The sequence below is a fragment of the Rhodococcus sp. KBW08 genome, from assembly GCF_003852455.1.
GTDB lineage: Bacteria > Actinomycetota > Actinomycetes > Mycobacteriales > Mycobacteriaceae > Rhodococcus_F > Rhodococcus_F baikonurensis.
This window is the reverse complement of sequence record NZ_QAJJ01000011.1, coordinates 73,436-87,920: the sequence shown is the minus strand read 5'-3', so window position 1 is coordinate 87,920 and position 14,485 is coordinate 73,436. Positions and strand designations below refer to the sequence as shown.

13 protein-coding genes are annotated in these 14,485 nt (G+C 62.1%); 9 read left to right on the top strand and 4 right to left on the bottom strand.

What is annotated here, in order from left to right; translation table 11 throughout:
* Nucleotides 1–35: 35 nt before the first annotated feature.
* A complete protein-coding gene (locus DBV08_RS15425; protein ID WP_124567979.1) occupies nt 36–866 on the bottom strand; it encodes a siderophore-interacting protein in 831 nt (276 codons plus the stop codon).
* Nucleotides 867–1,035: 169 nt separating this feature from the next.
* Between DBV08_RS15425 and DBV08_RS15420 the strand changes: the two genes are divergently transcribed.
* Complete coding sequence (locus DBV08_RS15420; RefSeq protein ID WP_124567978.1) at nt 1,036–2,622, top strand: helix-turn-helix domain-containing protein; 1,587 nt, start codon at nt 1,036–1,038, stop codon at nt 2,620–2,622.
* A gap of 31 nt (nt 2,623–2,653) precedes the next feature.
* Here the strand turns inward: DBV08_RS15420 and DBV08_RS15415 are convergent, their stop codons facing one another.
* On the bottom strand, nt 2,654–2,968 hold the full coding sequence (locus DBV08_RS15415; RefSeq protein WP_260395603.1) for a hypothetical protein: 315 nt from the start codon (nt 2,966–2,968) through the stop codon (nt 2,654–2,656).
* Nucleotides 2,969–3,140: 172 nt separating this feature from the next.
* Between DBV08_RS15415 and DBV08_RS15410 the strand changes: the two genes are divergently transcribed.
* Complete coding sequence (locus DBV08_RS15410; protein WP_124567976.1) at nt 3,141–4,256, top strand: agmatine/peptidylarginine deiminase; 1,116 nt, start codon at nt 3,141–3,143, stop codon at nt 4,254–4,256.
* A gap of 36 nt (nt 4,257–4,292) precedes the next feature.
* Nucleotides 4,293–4,865 (top strand): TetR/AcrR family transcriptional regulator, encoded by a 573-nt coding sequence (locus DBV08_RS15405; protein WP_124567975.1) that lies wholly within the window; start codon nt 4,293–4,295, stop codon nt 4,863–4,865.
* 10 nt (nt 4,866–4,875) lie between these two features.
* Here the strand turns inward: DBV08_RS15405 and DBV08_RS15400 are convergent, their stop codons facing one another.
* Nucleotides 4,876–5,526 carry a TetR/AcrR family transcriptional regulator gene (locus DBV08_RS15400; RefSeq protein ID WP_124567974.1) on the bottom strand — a complete coding sequence of 217 codons (651 nt, stop codon included), beginning with the start codon at nt 5,524–5,526 and terminating at the stop codon, nt 4,876–4,878.
* 167 nt (nt 5,527–5,693) lie between these two features.
* On the opposite strand from DBV08_RS15400, the gene DBV08_RS15395 reads away from it, so the two are divergent.
* From DBV08_RS15395 to DBV08_RS15370, 6 genes are read left to right on the top strand one after another with little or no spacing between them, the layout of a single operon-like run.
* Nucleotides 5,694–7,082 carry an NAD(P)/FAD-dependent oxidoreductase gene (locus tag DBV08_RS15395; protein WP_185564657.1) on the top strand — a complete coding sequence of 463 codons (1,389 nt, stop codon included), beginning with the start codon at nt 5,694–5,696 and terminating at the stop codon, nt 7,080–7,082.
* The gene (locus DBV08_RS15390; protein WP_124567972.1) at nt 7,079–8,233 is read left to right on the top strand and encodes a serine hydrolase; all 1,155 of its coding nucleotides are present in this window, start codon (nt 7,079–7,081) and stop codon (nt 8,231–8,233) included. The genes DBV08_RS15395 and DBV08_RS15390 overlap by 4 nt, the downstream gene beginning before the upstream one ends.
* Nucleotides 8,230–9,270, top strand: coding sequence for an NAD(P)-dependent alcohol dehydrogenase (locus DBV08_RS15385; protein WP_095972282.1), 1,041 nt, complete (start codon nt 8,230–8,232; stop codon nt 9,268–9,270). The genes DBV08_RS15390 and DBV08_RS15385 overlap by 4 nt, the downstream gene beginning before the upstream one ends.
* Before the next feature lie 19 nt (nt 9,271–9,289).
* Nucleotides 9,290–10,951 (top strand): class I adenylate-forming enzyme family protein, encoded by a 1,662-nt coding sequence (locus DBV08_RS15380; RefSeq protein ID WP_124567971.1) that lies wholly within the window; start codon nt 9,290–9,292, stop codon nt 10,949–10,951.
* Nucleotides 10,948–12,693 carry an amidohydrolase family protein gene (locus tag DBV08_RS15375; protein WP_124567970.1) on the top strand — a complete coding sequence of 582 codons (1,746 nt, stop codon included), beginning with the start codon at nt 10,948–10,950 and terminating at the stop codon, nt 12,691–12,693. Before DBV08_RS15380 ends, DBV08_RS15375 begins: the two co-directional genes overlap by 4 nt.
* Nucleotides 12,683–13,471, top strand: a complete 789-nt coding sequence (locus tag DBV08_RS15370; protein ID WP_124567969.1) for an SDR family NAD(P)-dependent oxidoreductase — start codon at nt 12,683–12,685, stop codon at nt 13,469–13,471. Before DBV08_RS15375 ends, DBV08_RS15370 begins: the two co-directional genes overlap by 11 nt.
* 191 nt (nt 13,472–13,662) lie before the next feature.
* Here DBV08_RS15370 and DBV08_RS15365 read toward each other — a convergent pair whose 3' ends face one another.
* Nucleotides 13,663–14,445 (bottom strand): enoyl-CoA hydratase/isomerase family protein, encoded by a 783-nt coding sequence (locus DBV08_RS15365; RefSeq protein WP_124567968.1) that lies wholly within the window; start codon nt 14,443–14,445, stop codon nt 13,663–13,665.
* Between the last annotated feature and the right edge of the window lie 40 nt (nt 14,446–14,485).

The window sequence follows — 14,485 nt, the reverse complement described above, 5'->3', positions numbered from 1 at the left end:
CTGAGTACAGATGTCGGGTGAGCGATGGAGCCAGGTCAGGAATCTGCACGTACGGCCTCGCCGCGTTTCCAGTAGCCGGTGAAGTCGATGTCGGTCTTCGCAATTCCTCGATCACGAATGAGGTACCGACGAAGCGATCGAACCGTCGCCTGTTCGCCTGCAAGCCAAGCGAATACGCGTGCGTCACACCATTCGGCGGCAGTGACCGCGTCGAGTAACAAAGAAGTGGTGCCGGGCTCGGCCCCCTCGCGCGGCAACCACGTGACACTCACCCCGGGCAACTCGCGCACCGATTGAATGTGAGCTGAGTCCGCAATTTCGACGAACACCTGCCCCCTGGCATCGGCGGGCAATCCTTCGAGCAGACGCGCGATCGCAGGTAGCGCCGTCTCGTCACCGACGACCAGCAGATGCTCGCAATCCTCCGGAAGTCCCTGCGATACAGAGGGACCCGCGATGTGCATTCGGTCGCCCGGACCGGCGCCGCGGGCCCAGGCGGTAGCCACTCCACTGCCGTGAACGACGAAATCGACCTCGAGTTCCCTTGTTCGCGGATCGTAGCGACGCACGGTGTAAGCGCGGGCAAGTGGGCGGCGCCCCGCAGCGAAAGTCACACTGCCGTCGACCATCACCGGTAGGACGGGGTCGGTTTCGCCAGGGTAGGCGAACAGCAACCGAATGTCGTCATCGAAGCCCGTGCTGGTGAAGGCAGGCTCGACGTGACCGTCGGCGTTGGTAAAGGTTTCGAGCTGGGTGCCGGTGAGCGTTACTCTCCTCATGCCCGGCGTCACGTCTGCCACCCGACATACCTCGAGTTCACGCAAGGTGACGGGGTACGCCGTTGTCGGACGGGTGTTTCGGGGCACGGAAAGACTCCTCGGAAGCGCACAGACGGGGGTTCGGCCCACGTTCGATCACGGCGAGACGGCCAGTAATTAAAGCTAGCCTGCCCTAATCGGATACGGTTATCCGTGCGTGCCGACTTCTTACACTCATCGGTCGCCTGTGCGAGAAGGCATCTACATTGGGGGCATCGTGGGACCACGGTTGGTGTTCTCTGCGGGAGAAATCCCCGAAATCCCTGCCGCTCGACTCGCCTCGATTGCGAATGAACGCGAGCCGCTGCTGTTCTGGGTACACACCGGACGCGCAGAACTGCAGATCGGCGACTGCGTCCGCAACGTGCCCGCGGGGGCCGCAGTGTGGGTACCGGCGGGAATCGCGTACAGCATTCGAGTGGACCCGGAGGCGGTCGCATTTCCCATCCCGATGCCCGCTGCCGACCTGCCTCCCACGTTGAACCGAATCATCGACTTCGAGATCCCGGCCGCCTGGCAGGACTGGCTCGTCCACCAGTTCGCACACAACTTGGGATTTCTGCGCGGTGGGACGGCCGTGGGTGCCGGGCTGCTCGAGCTGGTCGCGGGAGCCCATGCCAAAGAGTCGGGCGCTTCGGTGCCGTACTCCCCGCCGAGATTGCCTCGCTCGGCCGAAACCCTCGAGATCGCTCGCACACTTCTTCGGACACCAGCCGACGACACCGAACTTTCCCAGTTTGCCCGGCAACTCAAGATCGGTGTCCGCACCCTGCAGCGCCGATTCACCGAGGAGACTGGGTTGTCTTTCGTGCGTTGGCGTACCTCGGCCAGGATCGCGGCAGCAACCGCATACCTGGATGCCGGTCGCGAAATCGGTTGGACGGGTGGACAGGTCGGATTCGCGACGCCCGCGGGATTCACCCGCGCCTTCCGTGAACACACCGGAATGACACCAAGTGCCTACGCACGTGCACACCGAGGTTCGGTGCCGATCCATGAGAACGAAACGTTGGCACAGAGCGTCGCGCTGTTGTCCGAGGAAGGCACCCAACCACGCTCGGCACCGATACCGCCGACGATCCCCACAAGCGGAACATGGGCTAGGGTCAACGACTTTCACGTCGTCGTCTGGATATATCGAGGCTCCGCCCGGGTTACTTTCGGCGACCGAACGTGGAATCTGAGGCGGGGCGACGCGATGTGGCTTCCAGCGGGAGTTCGCAACAGTGTCGAGATCGCGGAAGGCTCTCTACTACTTCCCCTCGGGTCCCAGCCGGGCGCCTCTCCGGTCGCCGCACCGCCGCCACGTGTGCTGCACTTCGCGCGCGAAGCGGAGAGGTATCTGTTGCACACGGTGGTCGCGAATTACACCCACCTGCGCCCCGAGATCCACGACCCGGCGCGGATCTCGAGGCTGGTCCGCAACTCTGCGGCGGCTCGTCCACATGGCAGTCGTCAGAGCGATCCAGTCGAGACGATCCTTGGCGCGCTTCGGGCCGACCCCACCGATTCGCGCACGCTGTCGGAGTGGAGCGCTCGACTCGGCGTCGACGAGAACTTGCTCCACCAAGGCTTCACTGAGGCCACCGGCCAGAGCTACCCACGCTGGCGTGCCCAATTACGTATGACCCTCGCCCGTGCTCATCTCGAGGAGGGTCTCTCGGCCGGAGAGACTGCCCGCCGACTCGGCTACGCGCACGCCTCCGGCTTCACCAAGGTCTTCGTCGCTGCCCACGGCATGTCGCCGCGGGCTTACCAGCGCCGCGGTTGGCGGGGCGCGGCCGAAGGTCTCATCGACTCGTGACCCTTCGGTCGGAGTATTCCGACAGGCCCCACTACACGAACAATGCGGCGGCCATTCCGGCAAAAACCACGGAGATGGCAAACAAGTAGAGACGCAGAATTCCGCGATATCTCTCGCGAGCCTGCTCCACTTCGTACGAACTGCTCAGTGTCCTGAAGAGAACTATGAGCATCAGAGCGACGGCTGTGAACAGTGTGACCACGATGACCCAGTCGGTCGTGGTTTCCACCGGCGCTTTGCCGTCGTCGCGAATTGCCCACTGAGCCAGAAAGTTCAGCAAGAACCCCAAGATGATGCCGAGCGAAGTCACCATTGGCTGGCGGGTATCCCGAATGTCGTCATTCATGCTCACTACTTTCTTGACTGAATTTTCAGTCAGGGTCTATGCTCTGTGCAAGTAAGTCGACGCCAGAAAAATCTGGTGGGATCGAACAGTAGCTGGATGTTGGCCCGTTCGCGCGATGAACAGATTCCTCGGCGACCAAGCGAGCACGCGAAAAACAGAAGGAGTCACCGCAATGCACAGACGTCGGTTCATTCAGGCAGGCGCCGCTGCGCTCAGTGGCCTCTTTTTGGCAGGTTGCGGCGATTCCGACTCAGCCTCGGGCGGGAGCAATGGAGATGACGATCTTCGCGAGTGGGTGATGCCGGAAGAGGGTGATCCGCACAAGCGCACCTGGATGGCGTTCGGCGCCAGCGAAGCGATCTGGGGAGCGGCCCTCCTGCCCGAGGTCCAGCGCAACCTTGCGACGATCGCGCAAACTATCGCGCAGTTCGAGCCCGTCTCGATGCTCGTCCGTTCCGAGGAGCTGGACTTGGCACGCACCCTCGTCGGCCCATCCGTCGAACTTGTCGCCGCACCTCTCGACGACCTCTGGATGCGCGACACCGGCCCCGTATTCGTGAAAGGCAACGGGACCAAAGCGGGTATCGATTTCAACTTCAACGGCTGGGGCGAGAAGCAGGATTTCGATCAGGACGGCCGCGTCGCGGCGTTTGTCGCAGCCCGCGCGGGTGTCGAATCACTGCCAACCGATCTGATCCTCGAAGGCGGCGGCATCGAGGTCGACGGCGAAGGAACGGCCATCATCACCGAAAGCTGTGTCCTCAACGACAACCGCAACCCGGGATGGTCGAAGTCGGACGTCGAGGCCGAGCTCGGCCCCCTGCTCGGTCTCGACAAGATCATCTGGCTACCCGGGATCGCAGGCAAGGACATCACGGACGGCCACACGGATTTCTACGCCCGCTTCGCGCGACCGGGTGTGGTGGTCGCCGGACTCGACACAGACCCGGAGTCGTTCGATCACGACGTGACCAAACGTCACCTCGAGATTCTCGAGAACGCAACCGACGCACAGGGACGAAAACTGGATGTTGTCGTCCTCGAGGCGCCTGTTTCGATCAGGCCGGACTTCGAATCAGATGATTTCGCTGCCGGATACATCAACTTCTACGTATGCAACGGAGCGGTCATCGCCCCTGAATTCGGTGACCCCGAGGCCGACCAGGCCGCCAAAGGCGAGTTGGAGCGCCTCTTCCCCGACCGTCGTGTCGTGCAGATCAACATCGACGCAATCGCCGCCGGTGGTGGCGGTATTCACTGCACCACCCAACAGGAGCCTGTGGACTGAAAACCCGCCCCGACCATCCTCGTAGAATTCGGACTCGTGTCGAACCGTCAAACGCAAATCTTGGAAGCAGCAGTCCGCGTCATCGCTCAGCACGGCGTACGCGGACTGAGAGTGGAGACGCTCGCTGCCGAGGCCGGCGTGTCGACGGCACTCATCTACTACCACTTCCAGAACCGCGCCGGTGTGCTGCGCCGGGCCCTCGATCACGTCAACGATCGCGCCGCTCTGTACACCGAAAGCGCCTTCACGGAGACAGACCCGCGTGCGCAGCTCGAGCAGATGCTCCTGCTGGAGTTTCAGAATTCCCCGAAGATTCGGGAGAACAGCATCGCCTGGGGCGAACTCCGAGCAAGCGCCGTCTTCGCCGACGAGCTGCGCGAGCCGCTGCGCACCACGACGCAACGATGGGCAGACGACGTCGAATCCTTGATCCGACAAGCGCAGAACTCCGGGCTCGCTGACCCGAAGGCAAGCCCGGCCGACGCCGCCGAACGGCTCACTGCACTGGTCGAGGGTTTGAGTGAACGCTGGCTGAGCGGCTCGATGTCCATCGAACGAGCCAGAGAACTACTCGTCGGCGCGATCAGCGTGGAGATCGATCCGAAGTAGCCCTGAACCGCTAGTCGGCGCCCTTCGATTCCGGCGACAGGGCCGGGAACCATATATCGGTCAGAACCTCGGCCGCTTGAACCCGCGTCACGTCGATCGTCCCCTGCACGGCCCAGCGTGTGAAGAATCGCTCCAGCTGACTCACGAGCAGTTCGACGCGCAACCTCGCCTCGTCGTGCTGTTCCACCGGCCACCGGCCCAGATACTTGGGCATGGCGTTCGGTAGTTCGGTCATACCGTCCCGAGCTGTCTCGCGGAACTCCGGTTCGAGTGCAACGGCCTCGTCCCACGCCGGCAGCAGGCGCTTGTTCTCGTCGAACCAGTCGAAGGCACGTTCCAGCCATGCGGTGAACTCCACGCGAGAGTTCGTGTCGAGAACTCGATCGAGATCGATGTAGAAAGCGAACGCACTCGCCGCCATCCCGGCCGCGCCGATCGTCCTGAGCATCTCCACCTTGCTGGCGAAATGCACGTAGAACGTGGCTCTACTGCATCCGACGACCGAGGCGATGTCGTCGACCGTGACTGCCGCATATCCCCGCTCTTCGAACAGGGTGCGTGCGGCGTCCACGAGCTTGGCCCGCGTCGCGCGTTTCTGCTCGTCGCGAAGGGTTCCCCGCCTGTTCTTCGGGCCATCGGTAGTCGTGCTCACGTCGCCCACCTTGCTCGCATTTCGACCTCCTGGCAAATCACCGACTCACCGTCATCAAAAAACATTGCGTCATTCATTGACACATCGTCAGCGAATGGCGCACTATGACTCAAGTCACTTCTCGGGCTTCGATTCTTCTTCTCGCACGCCCGAGACAGAACAGAAAGCGATGGCGAATGAGTCCCTCCCCCTTGCCGAGCGTGTGCATCATCGGCGCCGGGCCCACCGGAATCACGACGGCCAAGCGAATGAAGGAATTCGGAATACCCTTCGACTGCTACGAAGCGTCCGACGAGGTCGGCGGAAACTGGTACTACAAGAACCCCAACGGAATGTCGGCCTGCTACCAGAGCCTGCATATCGACACGTCGAAGTGGCGCTTGGCATTCGAGGACTTCCCGGTCTCCGCCGACCTTCCCGATTTCCCCCACCACTCCGAACTCTTCCAATACTTCAAGGACTACGTCGAGCACTTCGGCCTGCGTGAGTCGATCATCTTCAACACCAGTGTTGTTGCAGCAGAACGTGATGCAGACGGACTGTGGACCATCACGCGCTCCGACGGCGAAGTTCGCACCTACGACGTCCTGATGGTCTGCAACGGACATCACTGGGATCCCAACATCCCCGACTACCCGGGTGAGTTCGACGGCGTGCTGATGCACAGCCACAGCTACAACGACCCCTTCGATCCGATCGACATGCGCGGCAAGAAGGTTGTCGTGGTCGGAATGGGCAACTCCGGCTTGGACATTGCTTCCGAACTGGGCCAGAGATACCTCGCCGACAAGCTCATCGTCTCGGCGCGCCGCGGCGTGTGGGTGTTGCCGAAATACCTGGGCGGCGTGCCGGGAGACAAACTGATCACCCCGCCCTGGATGCCTCGGGGTCTGCGCCTGTTCCTGAGTCGTCGATTCCTCGGCAAGAACCTGGGAACCATGGAGGGCTACGGACTACCCAAGCCAGACCACCGTCCGTTCGAGGCCCACCCGTCGGCCAGCGGCGAGTTCCTGGGACGCGCCGGGTCCGGCGACATAACCTTCAAGCCTGCGATCAGCAAACTCGACGGAAAGCAGGTTCACTTCGCGGACGGCACTACCGAGGACGTCGACGTGGTCATCTGCGCCACCGGCTACAACATCAGCTTCCCCTTCTTCAGCGATCCGAATCTTCTGCCGGACAAAGACAACCGATTCCCGCTCTTCAAACGAATGATGAAACCCGGAATCGACAACCTCTTCTTCATGGGACTGGCGCAGCCCATGCCGACGCTCGTCAACTTCGCCGAGCAGCAGAGCAAACTCGTCGCGGCCTACCTCACCGGTAAATACCAACTGCCGTCCGCCAGTGAGATGCAGGAGATCACCAAGGCCGACGAGACGTACTTCCTCGCTCCCTATTACAAGTCACCGCGACACACCATCCAGCTCGAGTTCGATCCCTACGTCCGCAACATGAACAAGGAAATCGCCAAGGGCACCAAGCGCGCAGCGGCCTCCGGAAACAAGCTCCCTGTTGCGGCTCGTGCAGCAGCACACGAACTCGAGAAGGCGGACCGCGCATGAGCACGGTGAACGGTCATTGCAACAACGAGTTCGACGCCGTCCGCACCGCCTTCGAGGCTCAACTCGAATCCGGCGAAGAACTCGGCGGGTCCATCGCCATCACCGTCGCCGGAGAATCCGTGGTCGATCTCTGGGGCGGGTACGCCGACGAATCCCGTACCACTCCTTGGGGTCCGGACACCATCGTCAACACGTTCTCCATCACCAAGACCATGACAGCTCTGTGTGCGCTCCTGCTGGTCGAACGCGGCCAATTGGATGTGTTCCAGAAGGTCGCTCATTACTGGCCCGAATTTGCGGTAAACGGCAAGGAAGACATCGAAGTTCGCCACCTCCTCTCGCATACGTCCGGAGTCTCCGGCTGGGAACGCCCGATCGAACTGAAGGACATCTACGACCTCGAGGCGTCCACCACCCGCCTCGCTGCGCAGAAGCCGTGGTGGACCCCCGGTACGGCGTCGGGCTATCACGCGATCAACTACGGCCATCTCGTCGGTGAGGTCATTCGTCGCATCGACGGGCGGACTCTCGGCAGGTTCTTTGCCGAAGAGCTCGCCGGTCCACTGGGCGCCGACTTCCACATCGGCACGTCCGCAGAGCACTTCGGCCGAATCGCCACTCTGGTTCCGCCGCCCGCATTGGAATTCGACCTGTCTACTCTCGACCAGGACAGCATCTTCATCAAGACCCTGACCTGCCCATTGCTCGACTATCCCGAGATCAACACCGCGCCCTGGCGGGAAGCTGAAATCGGCGGAGTCAACGGTCATGGCAACGCCCGTTCGATCGCTCGGGTCCAATCCTTGATCTCGAACGGTGGTGTGCTCGACGGCCAGAAGTTGCTCTCGCAGAGCACCATCGACCTGATCTTCGAGATCCAAGCCGACGGTATCGACCTCGGGATCATGACTCCACTCAAGTTCGGCATCGGCTACGGACTGCCACACCCGGATACCGCACCCCTGGTTCCCGACGGACGCGCCTGCTGGTGGGCGGGAATCGGCGGCTCGATGCTGGTCAACGATCTCGACCGTCGGATGACCTTCGCCTACGTCATGAACAAGATGGCGCCGGGTCTGATCGGATCCGATCGCAGCAACGCGTATCTGAGTGCCGCATACAACTCCGAGATCAGCGAGGTCAACTCATGAAGGCAGCTCAGCTCATGGGGCCTGGTCTCCTCGAGATCAACGACGTGCCGGTCCCCGAGATCGGTCCGTCGGAACTACTGATTCGGGTTGGTGCAGCGGGAATCTGCCACTCCGATCTCCATCTCCTGCACTTTCCGTACAAGATGCGCGAAGAGCCGCTGACCATCGGCCACGAGATCGCCGGCACCATCGAAGCGGTCGGGACCGGCGTCGACGGTCGCTCGGTCGGCGAACGCGGCGTCGTCTATCTGTGCTGGTCGTGTGGACAGTGCCGAGAATGTATGAGCGGCAACGAGAACATGTGCCTCGCCGCTGGACGCACCGCGATGCCACCCTGTCCCGGGCTCGGTCCCGAAGGCGGTATGGCCGAGTACGTGAAAATTCCGGCCCGCTCGTTCGTTCCCATCGGAGACCTGGACTTCCTGCAGGCAGCACCACTCGCCGATGCGGCCCTGACGAGCTACCACGCCATTCGCGGCGCCCGCGAACATCTGCAACCCGGTGCCACCGCGGTGGTGATCGGCATCGGCGGACTCGGTCACGTTGCAGTACAGATACTTCGGGCGATCAGTGCCGTGCGCATCATCGCTGTCGACGTCGGACAGGATCAACTCGATCTCGCCAAACGCTGCGGCGCCGACATCACGCTCGAATCGGGACCGGACACCGCGCAGCAGATCCTCGACCTCACCTCGGCCAGAGGCGCAGAAGTCATCTTCGACTTCGTCGGTGTCGATGCAACTGCTCAGATGTCCGTTCAAGCGGTTGCGCCGAACGGCGCGTATCGCATGGTGGGTCTCGGAGGCGGAAACCCCGGGATCACCGCCGAAGCTGCCGGTGGACCGGGCTGGCCGTGGGGCGCATCGATCCGGAAGTCCTATGGCGGCACCAGAAACGACCTCGTCGATTCCATCGCCCTGGCACAGGCCGGTCTGGTAACGGTAGAAGTAGCCCGCTTCGACCTCGCTGATGCCCGCGACGCACTCGACCGTCTCGAACACGGCAAGGTCACCGGACGCGCAGTGCTCGTACCCTAATCTTCGAAAGGCGCTTCACGTGACCACTTCCGCTGATACACAAGCATTCATCGCGTCCGTCATGGCCGGGCTGACCGGTCCCGGTGGCCCTTTCGAGATGCAAGTCGAGGACGTACTTGGCAGCTCGATGCCCGTCATGAAGAACCGTGACAAGGCACTCGGCGACGTGCTCGCTGCATCCTTCGACTACGGATCACGCGACTACCTGGTGACCAAGGACCGACGCTTCAGCTACCTCGAGCACGGCGAGGCCGTAGCAGCATTGGCCACGGCACTGCGCGAGCGGTACGGCGTCCGCAAGGGCGATCGGGTGGGCATCCTCGCCGCCAATACGCCGGAATGGGTGATGACCTTCTGGGCGGCTCAGGCGCTGGGTGCGATCGCAGTAGGGTTCAACTCGTGGTGGGTGGCGCGTGAGGTGCAGTACGGAATCGATCACACCACTCCTACTGTCGTGATCGCCGACGCCAAACGCGCACAAGTTCTTTCCGAGCTGAACACCGATGTTCCCGTGCTCACGATGGAGGAAGATCTAACGGCTCTGATGGAGACGTACTCGGGATCGCCACTCCCCCGAACCACGGTCGACGAGGACGATCCGGCTGTGATCCTGTATACGAGCGGAACCAGTGGGCGCCCGAAGGGGGCAGTTCACACTCACCGAAACGTGTTGGCCGTCATCGACTACCACCGCTACAGCGATCGCCTCGCTGCGGCGTTCACCGGAAAACCCAGCGATGGCAGACCAAGCGACTTGCGGTATCTGCTGACCGCGCCGCTGTTTCACATTGCAAGCCTGCATAACCTGGCGATCCCACGACTCGCAACGGGCGGAGCCGTCGTCATCCACCAGGGCGCCTTCGACGTCGACGAGGTCCTTTCCCTCGTCGAACGCGAGAAGGTCACCAACTGGGCGGTGGTCCCCACCATGGCAACCCGACTCCTCGAACACGGCGATATCGAGAAGTACGACTTGACCTCACTGAGCGCCTTTGCATTGGCGTCAGCGCCGTCGTCCCCGGCCTTGCAGGAACGCCTGCGTGCACGCCTGCCTTTTGCGCAGCACACTTTGGTAGACAGCTACGGGCTCACCGAATCCTCTACTGGCATTTCGGTTGCCACGCCACCGGAACTTGCCGCGTTCCCCGGAACTCTCGGCCGGCCGATCATCGCCGTGAGCGTGGAGGTCCGAGACCCCTTCGGGAGTGCAGTCCCCGACGGGGAGGAGGGTGAAATCTGTGCGCGAAGCCCCTATGTGATGTTGGGATACTGGAACGACGAGACCGCGACGGCTGCCGCTATCGGTCCTGATCGGTGGCTCCGAACCGGCGACTTCGGAGTTGTCGAAGACGGCCGGCTCCGCCTGACAGGCCGCCGGTCCGACCTGATCCTGCGCGGCGGCGAAAACGTCTACCCCGTCGAAATCGAGCAGACCATCGACGAGCATCCCGCAGTCCTCGAATGCGCTGTGATCGGGATTGATTCGGCAGACCTCGGCCAGGAAGTGGCGGCCGTTGTCGTTCTTCGCAGCGAGGGAGCGGCGACCGAAGAAGAACTGCGCGACTATGTCGCCGAACGACTGGCCTACTTCAAGGTGCCGGTGAAGTGGAAACTGAGCACAACTCCTCTACCCCGCAATGCAACCGGGAAGACCATCCGCGCAAAGGTGGCTATCTCATGACCTATGACGCCGTGATCAACAACGGTCTGTGGTTCGACGGCACCGGGGCGAAACCAGCTGTCCGCAATCTGGGCATCCGAGGCGGGTTGGTCACCGCCATCTCGCTCGATCCACTCGACGAAACCGGCTGTCCCCGTGTCATCGATGCGCGACGCAAGTGGGTGATCCCGGGCATCGTGGACATCCACACTCACTACGACGTCGAAATCCTCGAAGGGCCGGCGCTCAGCGAATCTCTCAGACACGGAGTCACGTCGATCTTTGTCGGATCGTGTTCCCTGTCCACCATTCACGCCAGCCCGTCGGACGCCGGCGATCTTTTCGGCAGAGTCGAGGCGATTCCGCGCAAGCACGTTGTCGATGCACTCACGCGGGCCAAGACCTGGAACTCCGCGCGTGAGTACATCGCGGCGCTCGAGTCACTTCCGTTGGGACCCAACGTCGCAGCATTCATCGGGCACTCCGACATGCGAGCCGCGGAGATGGGATTGGACCGTGCAACGCGGAAGGATGTGCACGCCACCGACTCCGAACTCGCGTCGATGGAAGCACAATTGACCGAGGCGCTTGACGCCGGATTCGTTGGGATGTCCAGTCAGCAATTGTTGTTCGACAAACTCGACGGCGAGACCTGCCGCTCACGCACACTGCCGTCGACGTATGCAACCACGAAGGAACGACGTCGACTCAATGCGATTCTCCGCCGTCGGGGACGGGTATTTCAGGCTGGACCTGACCTCTCCAACCCCATGAGTACCGGTGCAATGGCGTTCTCCAGTGCTGGCCTGTGGCGCAAGCGACTCAAGACGAGCATGCTCTCGGCGGCTGATATCAAGTCCAACAAGTTGGCCGTGGTGATCCTCGGTCCGCTGGCGCATCTGGTCAATCGACTCGGCGGCGACCTGCGCTGGCAGCACCTACCGGTTCCCTTCGAGGTGTACGCCGACGGCATCGACCTGGTTGTCTTCGAGGAGTTCGGATCCGGCGCTGCAGCACTGCATCTGACCGACGAGATGGAACGCAACGTTCTGATGCAGAGTGAGGAGTACCGGCGACAGTTCCGCAAGGACTACGACCAAAAGTTCGGTGTCAAAGTCTGGCATCGAGATTTCTTCGACGCCGAAATCGTTTCCTGCCCCGACGAATCCCTGGTCGGCAAGAGTTTCGGACAGGTCGGCGTCGAGCGCGGAGGCCTCCACCCGGTCGACGCCTTCCTGGATCTGGTCCTCGAGCACGGCACGAAGGTGCGCTGGCGCACAACCATCTCCAATCACCGGCCGGAGATTCTGGACAAGTTCGCCCAGGACAACGGTGTCCAACTCGGGTTCTCCGACGCCGGAGCACATTTGCGCAACATGGCGTTCTACAACTTCGGCTTACGACTACTCCGACGTGTCTACGACGCTCAAAAGGTCGGGCGGCCGTTCATGACCGTCGAGGCAGCCGTGCATCGTCTCACCGGTGAACTGGCCGAGTGGTACGACGTGGATGCCGGGCACCTTCGATTAGGTGACCGCGCCGACCTGGTTGTGATCGATCCCGCCCACCTCGACGATTCACTCGAGACCTACGCGGAGAGTCCAGTTGTGGAGTACGACAATCTCTCCCGCATGGTCAATCGCAACGACCAGACTGTCACCGCAGTGTTCGTCGGCGGCGAGTACGTCTTCGGAGACGGAGAAGCAGCACCCGTTCTCGGCAACCGCCGGACCGGAAAGTTCTTGAAAGCAGGTGCCCATTAACACGTCCAGATTCGCCGGAAAAACCGCAGTCGTCACTGGCGCAGCCTCGGGGATCGGCGCGGCCATCGCACTACGACTTATCAGCGAAGGCGCGCGGGTGGCCGGAATAGACATCGCGGCAGAGGGTTTGAAGGAAATAGCATCCCAACACGGCGCGTCTTTCCTCGCCGTTCCCGCTGACGTCACCAAGGAATCCGATGTCGCCGAGGCTATTGCCGCTGCGGCAGCGGAATTCGGCGGTATCGATCTGGCTTTCAACGTTGCCGGGGCGTCGAGGGTGGGTCCGATCGTCGACCTCGACGAGGCCGACTGGGACTTCACCATCGACCTGGTGCAGAAGGGCGTCTTCCTCTGTACCAAACATGAAGCTCGACATATCCGAGAGCACGGGCGCGGCGGTGCGATAGTCAACGTTTCCTCCCTCAACGCGCACGTACCGAGCCCTTACGGGAGCGCGTATGCGACGGGTAAGGCCGGGGTCGAGATGTTCAGCAAGAATGCCGCGATCGAACTGGCGGCGTCGAAAATTCGGGTCAATGCAGTTCTGCCCGGCCTGGTCGACACCCCGTTGGTCGCACCGGTCATGAGCTACGAGCCTGCCCGCGACATGTTTCTGAGCCGAATCCCCCTGTCCCGAGCGGCAACTCCCGACGAGATCGCCGGACCGTGCCTCTATCTCGCCAGCGACGACGCCTCGTACATCACCGGAACCAGCCTGGTCGTCGACGGCGGCTGGGAGGTCTCGAACTACCCGGATCTGACGACGCTGGGCAATTAGTTCAGTTACCGGGCAACACACATTGAGTGTCGAGGCCGAGGACGTGGTTGAGCCGGCCGAAGGGAACATGCTGGGGTGTCCGTAACCATTGGGCGCCTCCCGTCCTACTGTCACCGATGTTCGACGGACGGGAGGCGCACTCCCATACGGGCGCCGAAATGGCACGCATCGATCGTGCCTCGGCCGTCAGGTCACCACTCGGCGGGGCGGCCTTTGAGCTGCTCCCAGTACCGGCGGTGTGCGTGGCGTGACGGTGCGCTGGTCATACCGGCGGCCAGTTCGCTGCGGTCGAGAGGGTCGGAAAGGTCGGCGATGTCGCGCAAGGCTGCAGCTTGCAACGCCCGCTTGGTGTATGCGTAACTGCCGAGACAGTCTTCGGGAGTCAGTTCGGCGATCGCAACGGCCCGGTCGATCAACACGTCAGCATCGACCACCTCATGCAGAATCCCCATCTCGTGAGCTTCCTGGACGGAGAATATCTCTCCTTGTAGGCACGTTCGGGAAGCCACCGGTTGGCCCCATGCGTACGCGAGCATGCGGAGATACACCGCAGGCATGGGAATTCCGATGTTGACTTCGTTGATCCCGAATCGAGCTTCACCAGCTGCGGCGACGGTACGATCACATACCGCTGCGGTGATCAGGCCGCCGGCGAAAGCGTGCCCGTTCACTGCTGCCACGGTCGGTCGAGGGTAGGTGAACAGCCGCATGTTCGTCGCGCGGTAGTCCTGAAACCATGACGCGACCGCCGCGGGATCGCCCGCAAAAAGCCGGAAATGTTCGTCGAGATCCAGTCCCGCAGAAAAGCGTGCACCGATGCCGGTTAGAACAACCGGAGAGTCGCCATGCTCACGCTCGAGAAGATCGAACGCCTCGTGGAGGTCGGCGAAGAATGCGCGGTTCTGCGCGTTGACTGGGTTGGTGTTCATGGTCACGACGGCGACTCGGCCGCGCCGTTCGATGTTCCAGCTCATTGGGTTCTCCTTGGTTGAGATTTTGAAAAGTGTTCCAGTG

Excerpts from the sequence above, each read along its gene's own strand:
- DBV08_RS15415 (WP_260395603.1), bottom strand. The coding sequence starts at position 2,968 with ATGAATGACGACATTCGGGATACCCGCCAGCCAATGGTGACTTCGCTC.
- DBV08_RS15410 (WP_124567976.1), top strand. The coding sequence starts at position 3,141 with ATGCACAGACGTCGGTTCATTCAGGCAGGCGCCGCTGCGCTCAGTGGC.
- DBV08_RS15395 (WP_185564657.1), top strand. The coding sequence starts at position 5,694 with ATGAGTCCCTCCCCCTTGCCGAGCGTGTGCATCATCGGCGCCGGGCCC.
- DBV08_RS15390 (WP_124567972.1), top strand. The coding sequence starts at position 7,079 with ATGAGCACGGTGAACGGTCATTGCAACAACGAGTTCGACGCCGTCCGC.
- DBV08_RS15385 (WP_095972282.1), top strand. The coding sequence starts at position 8,230 with ATGAAGGCAGCTCAGCTCATGGGGCCTGGTCTCCTCGAGATCAACGAC.
- DBV08_RS15375 (WP_124567970.1), top strand. The coding sequence starts at position 10,948 with ATGACCTATGACGCCGTGATCAACAACGGTCTGTGGTTCGACGGCACC.
- DBV08_RS15365 (WP_124567968.1), bottom strand. The coding sequence starts at position 14,445 with ATGAGCTGGAACATCGAACGGCGCGGCCGAGTCGCCGTCGTGACCATG.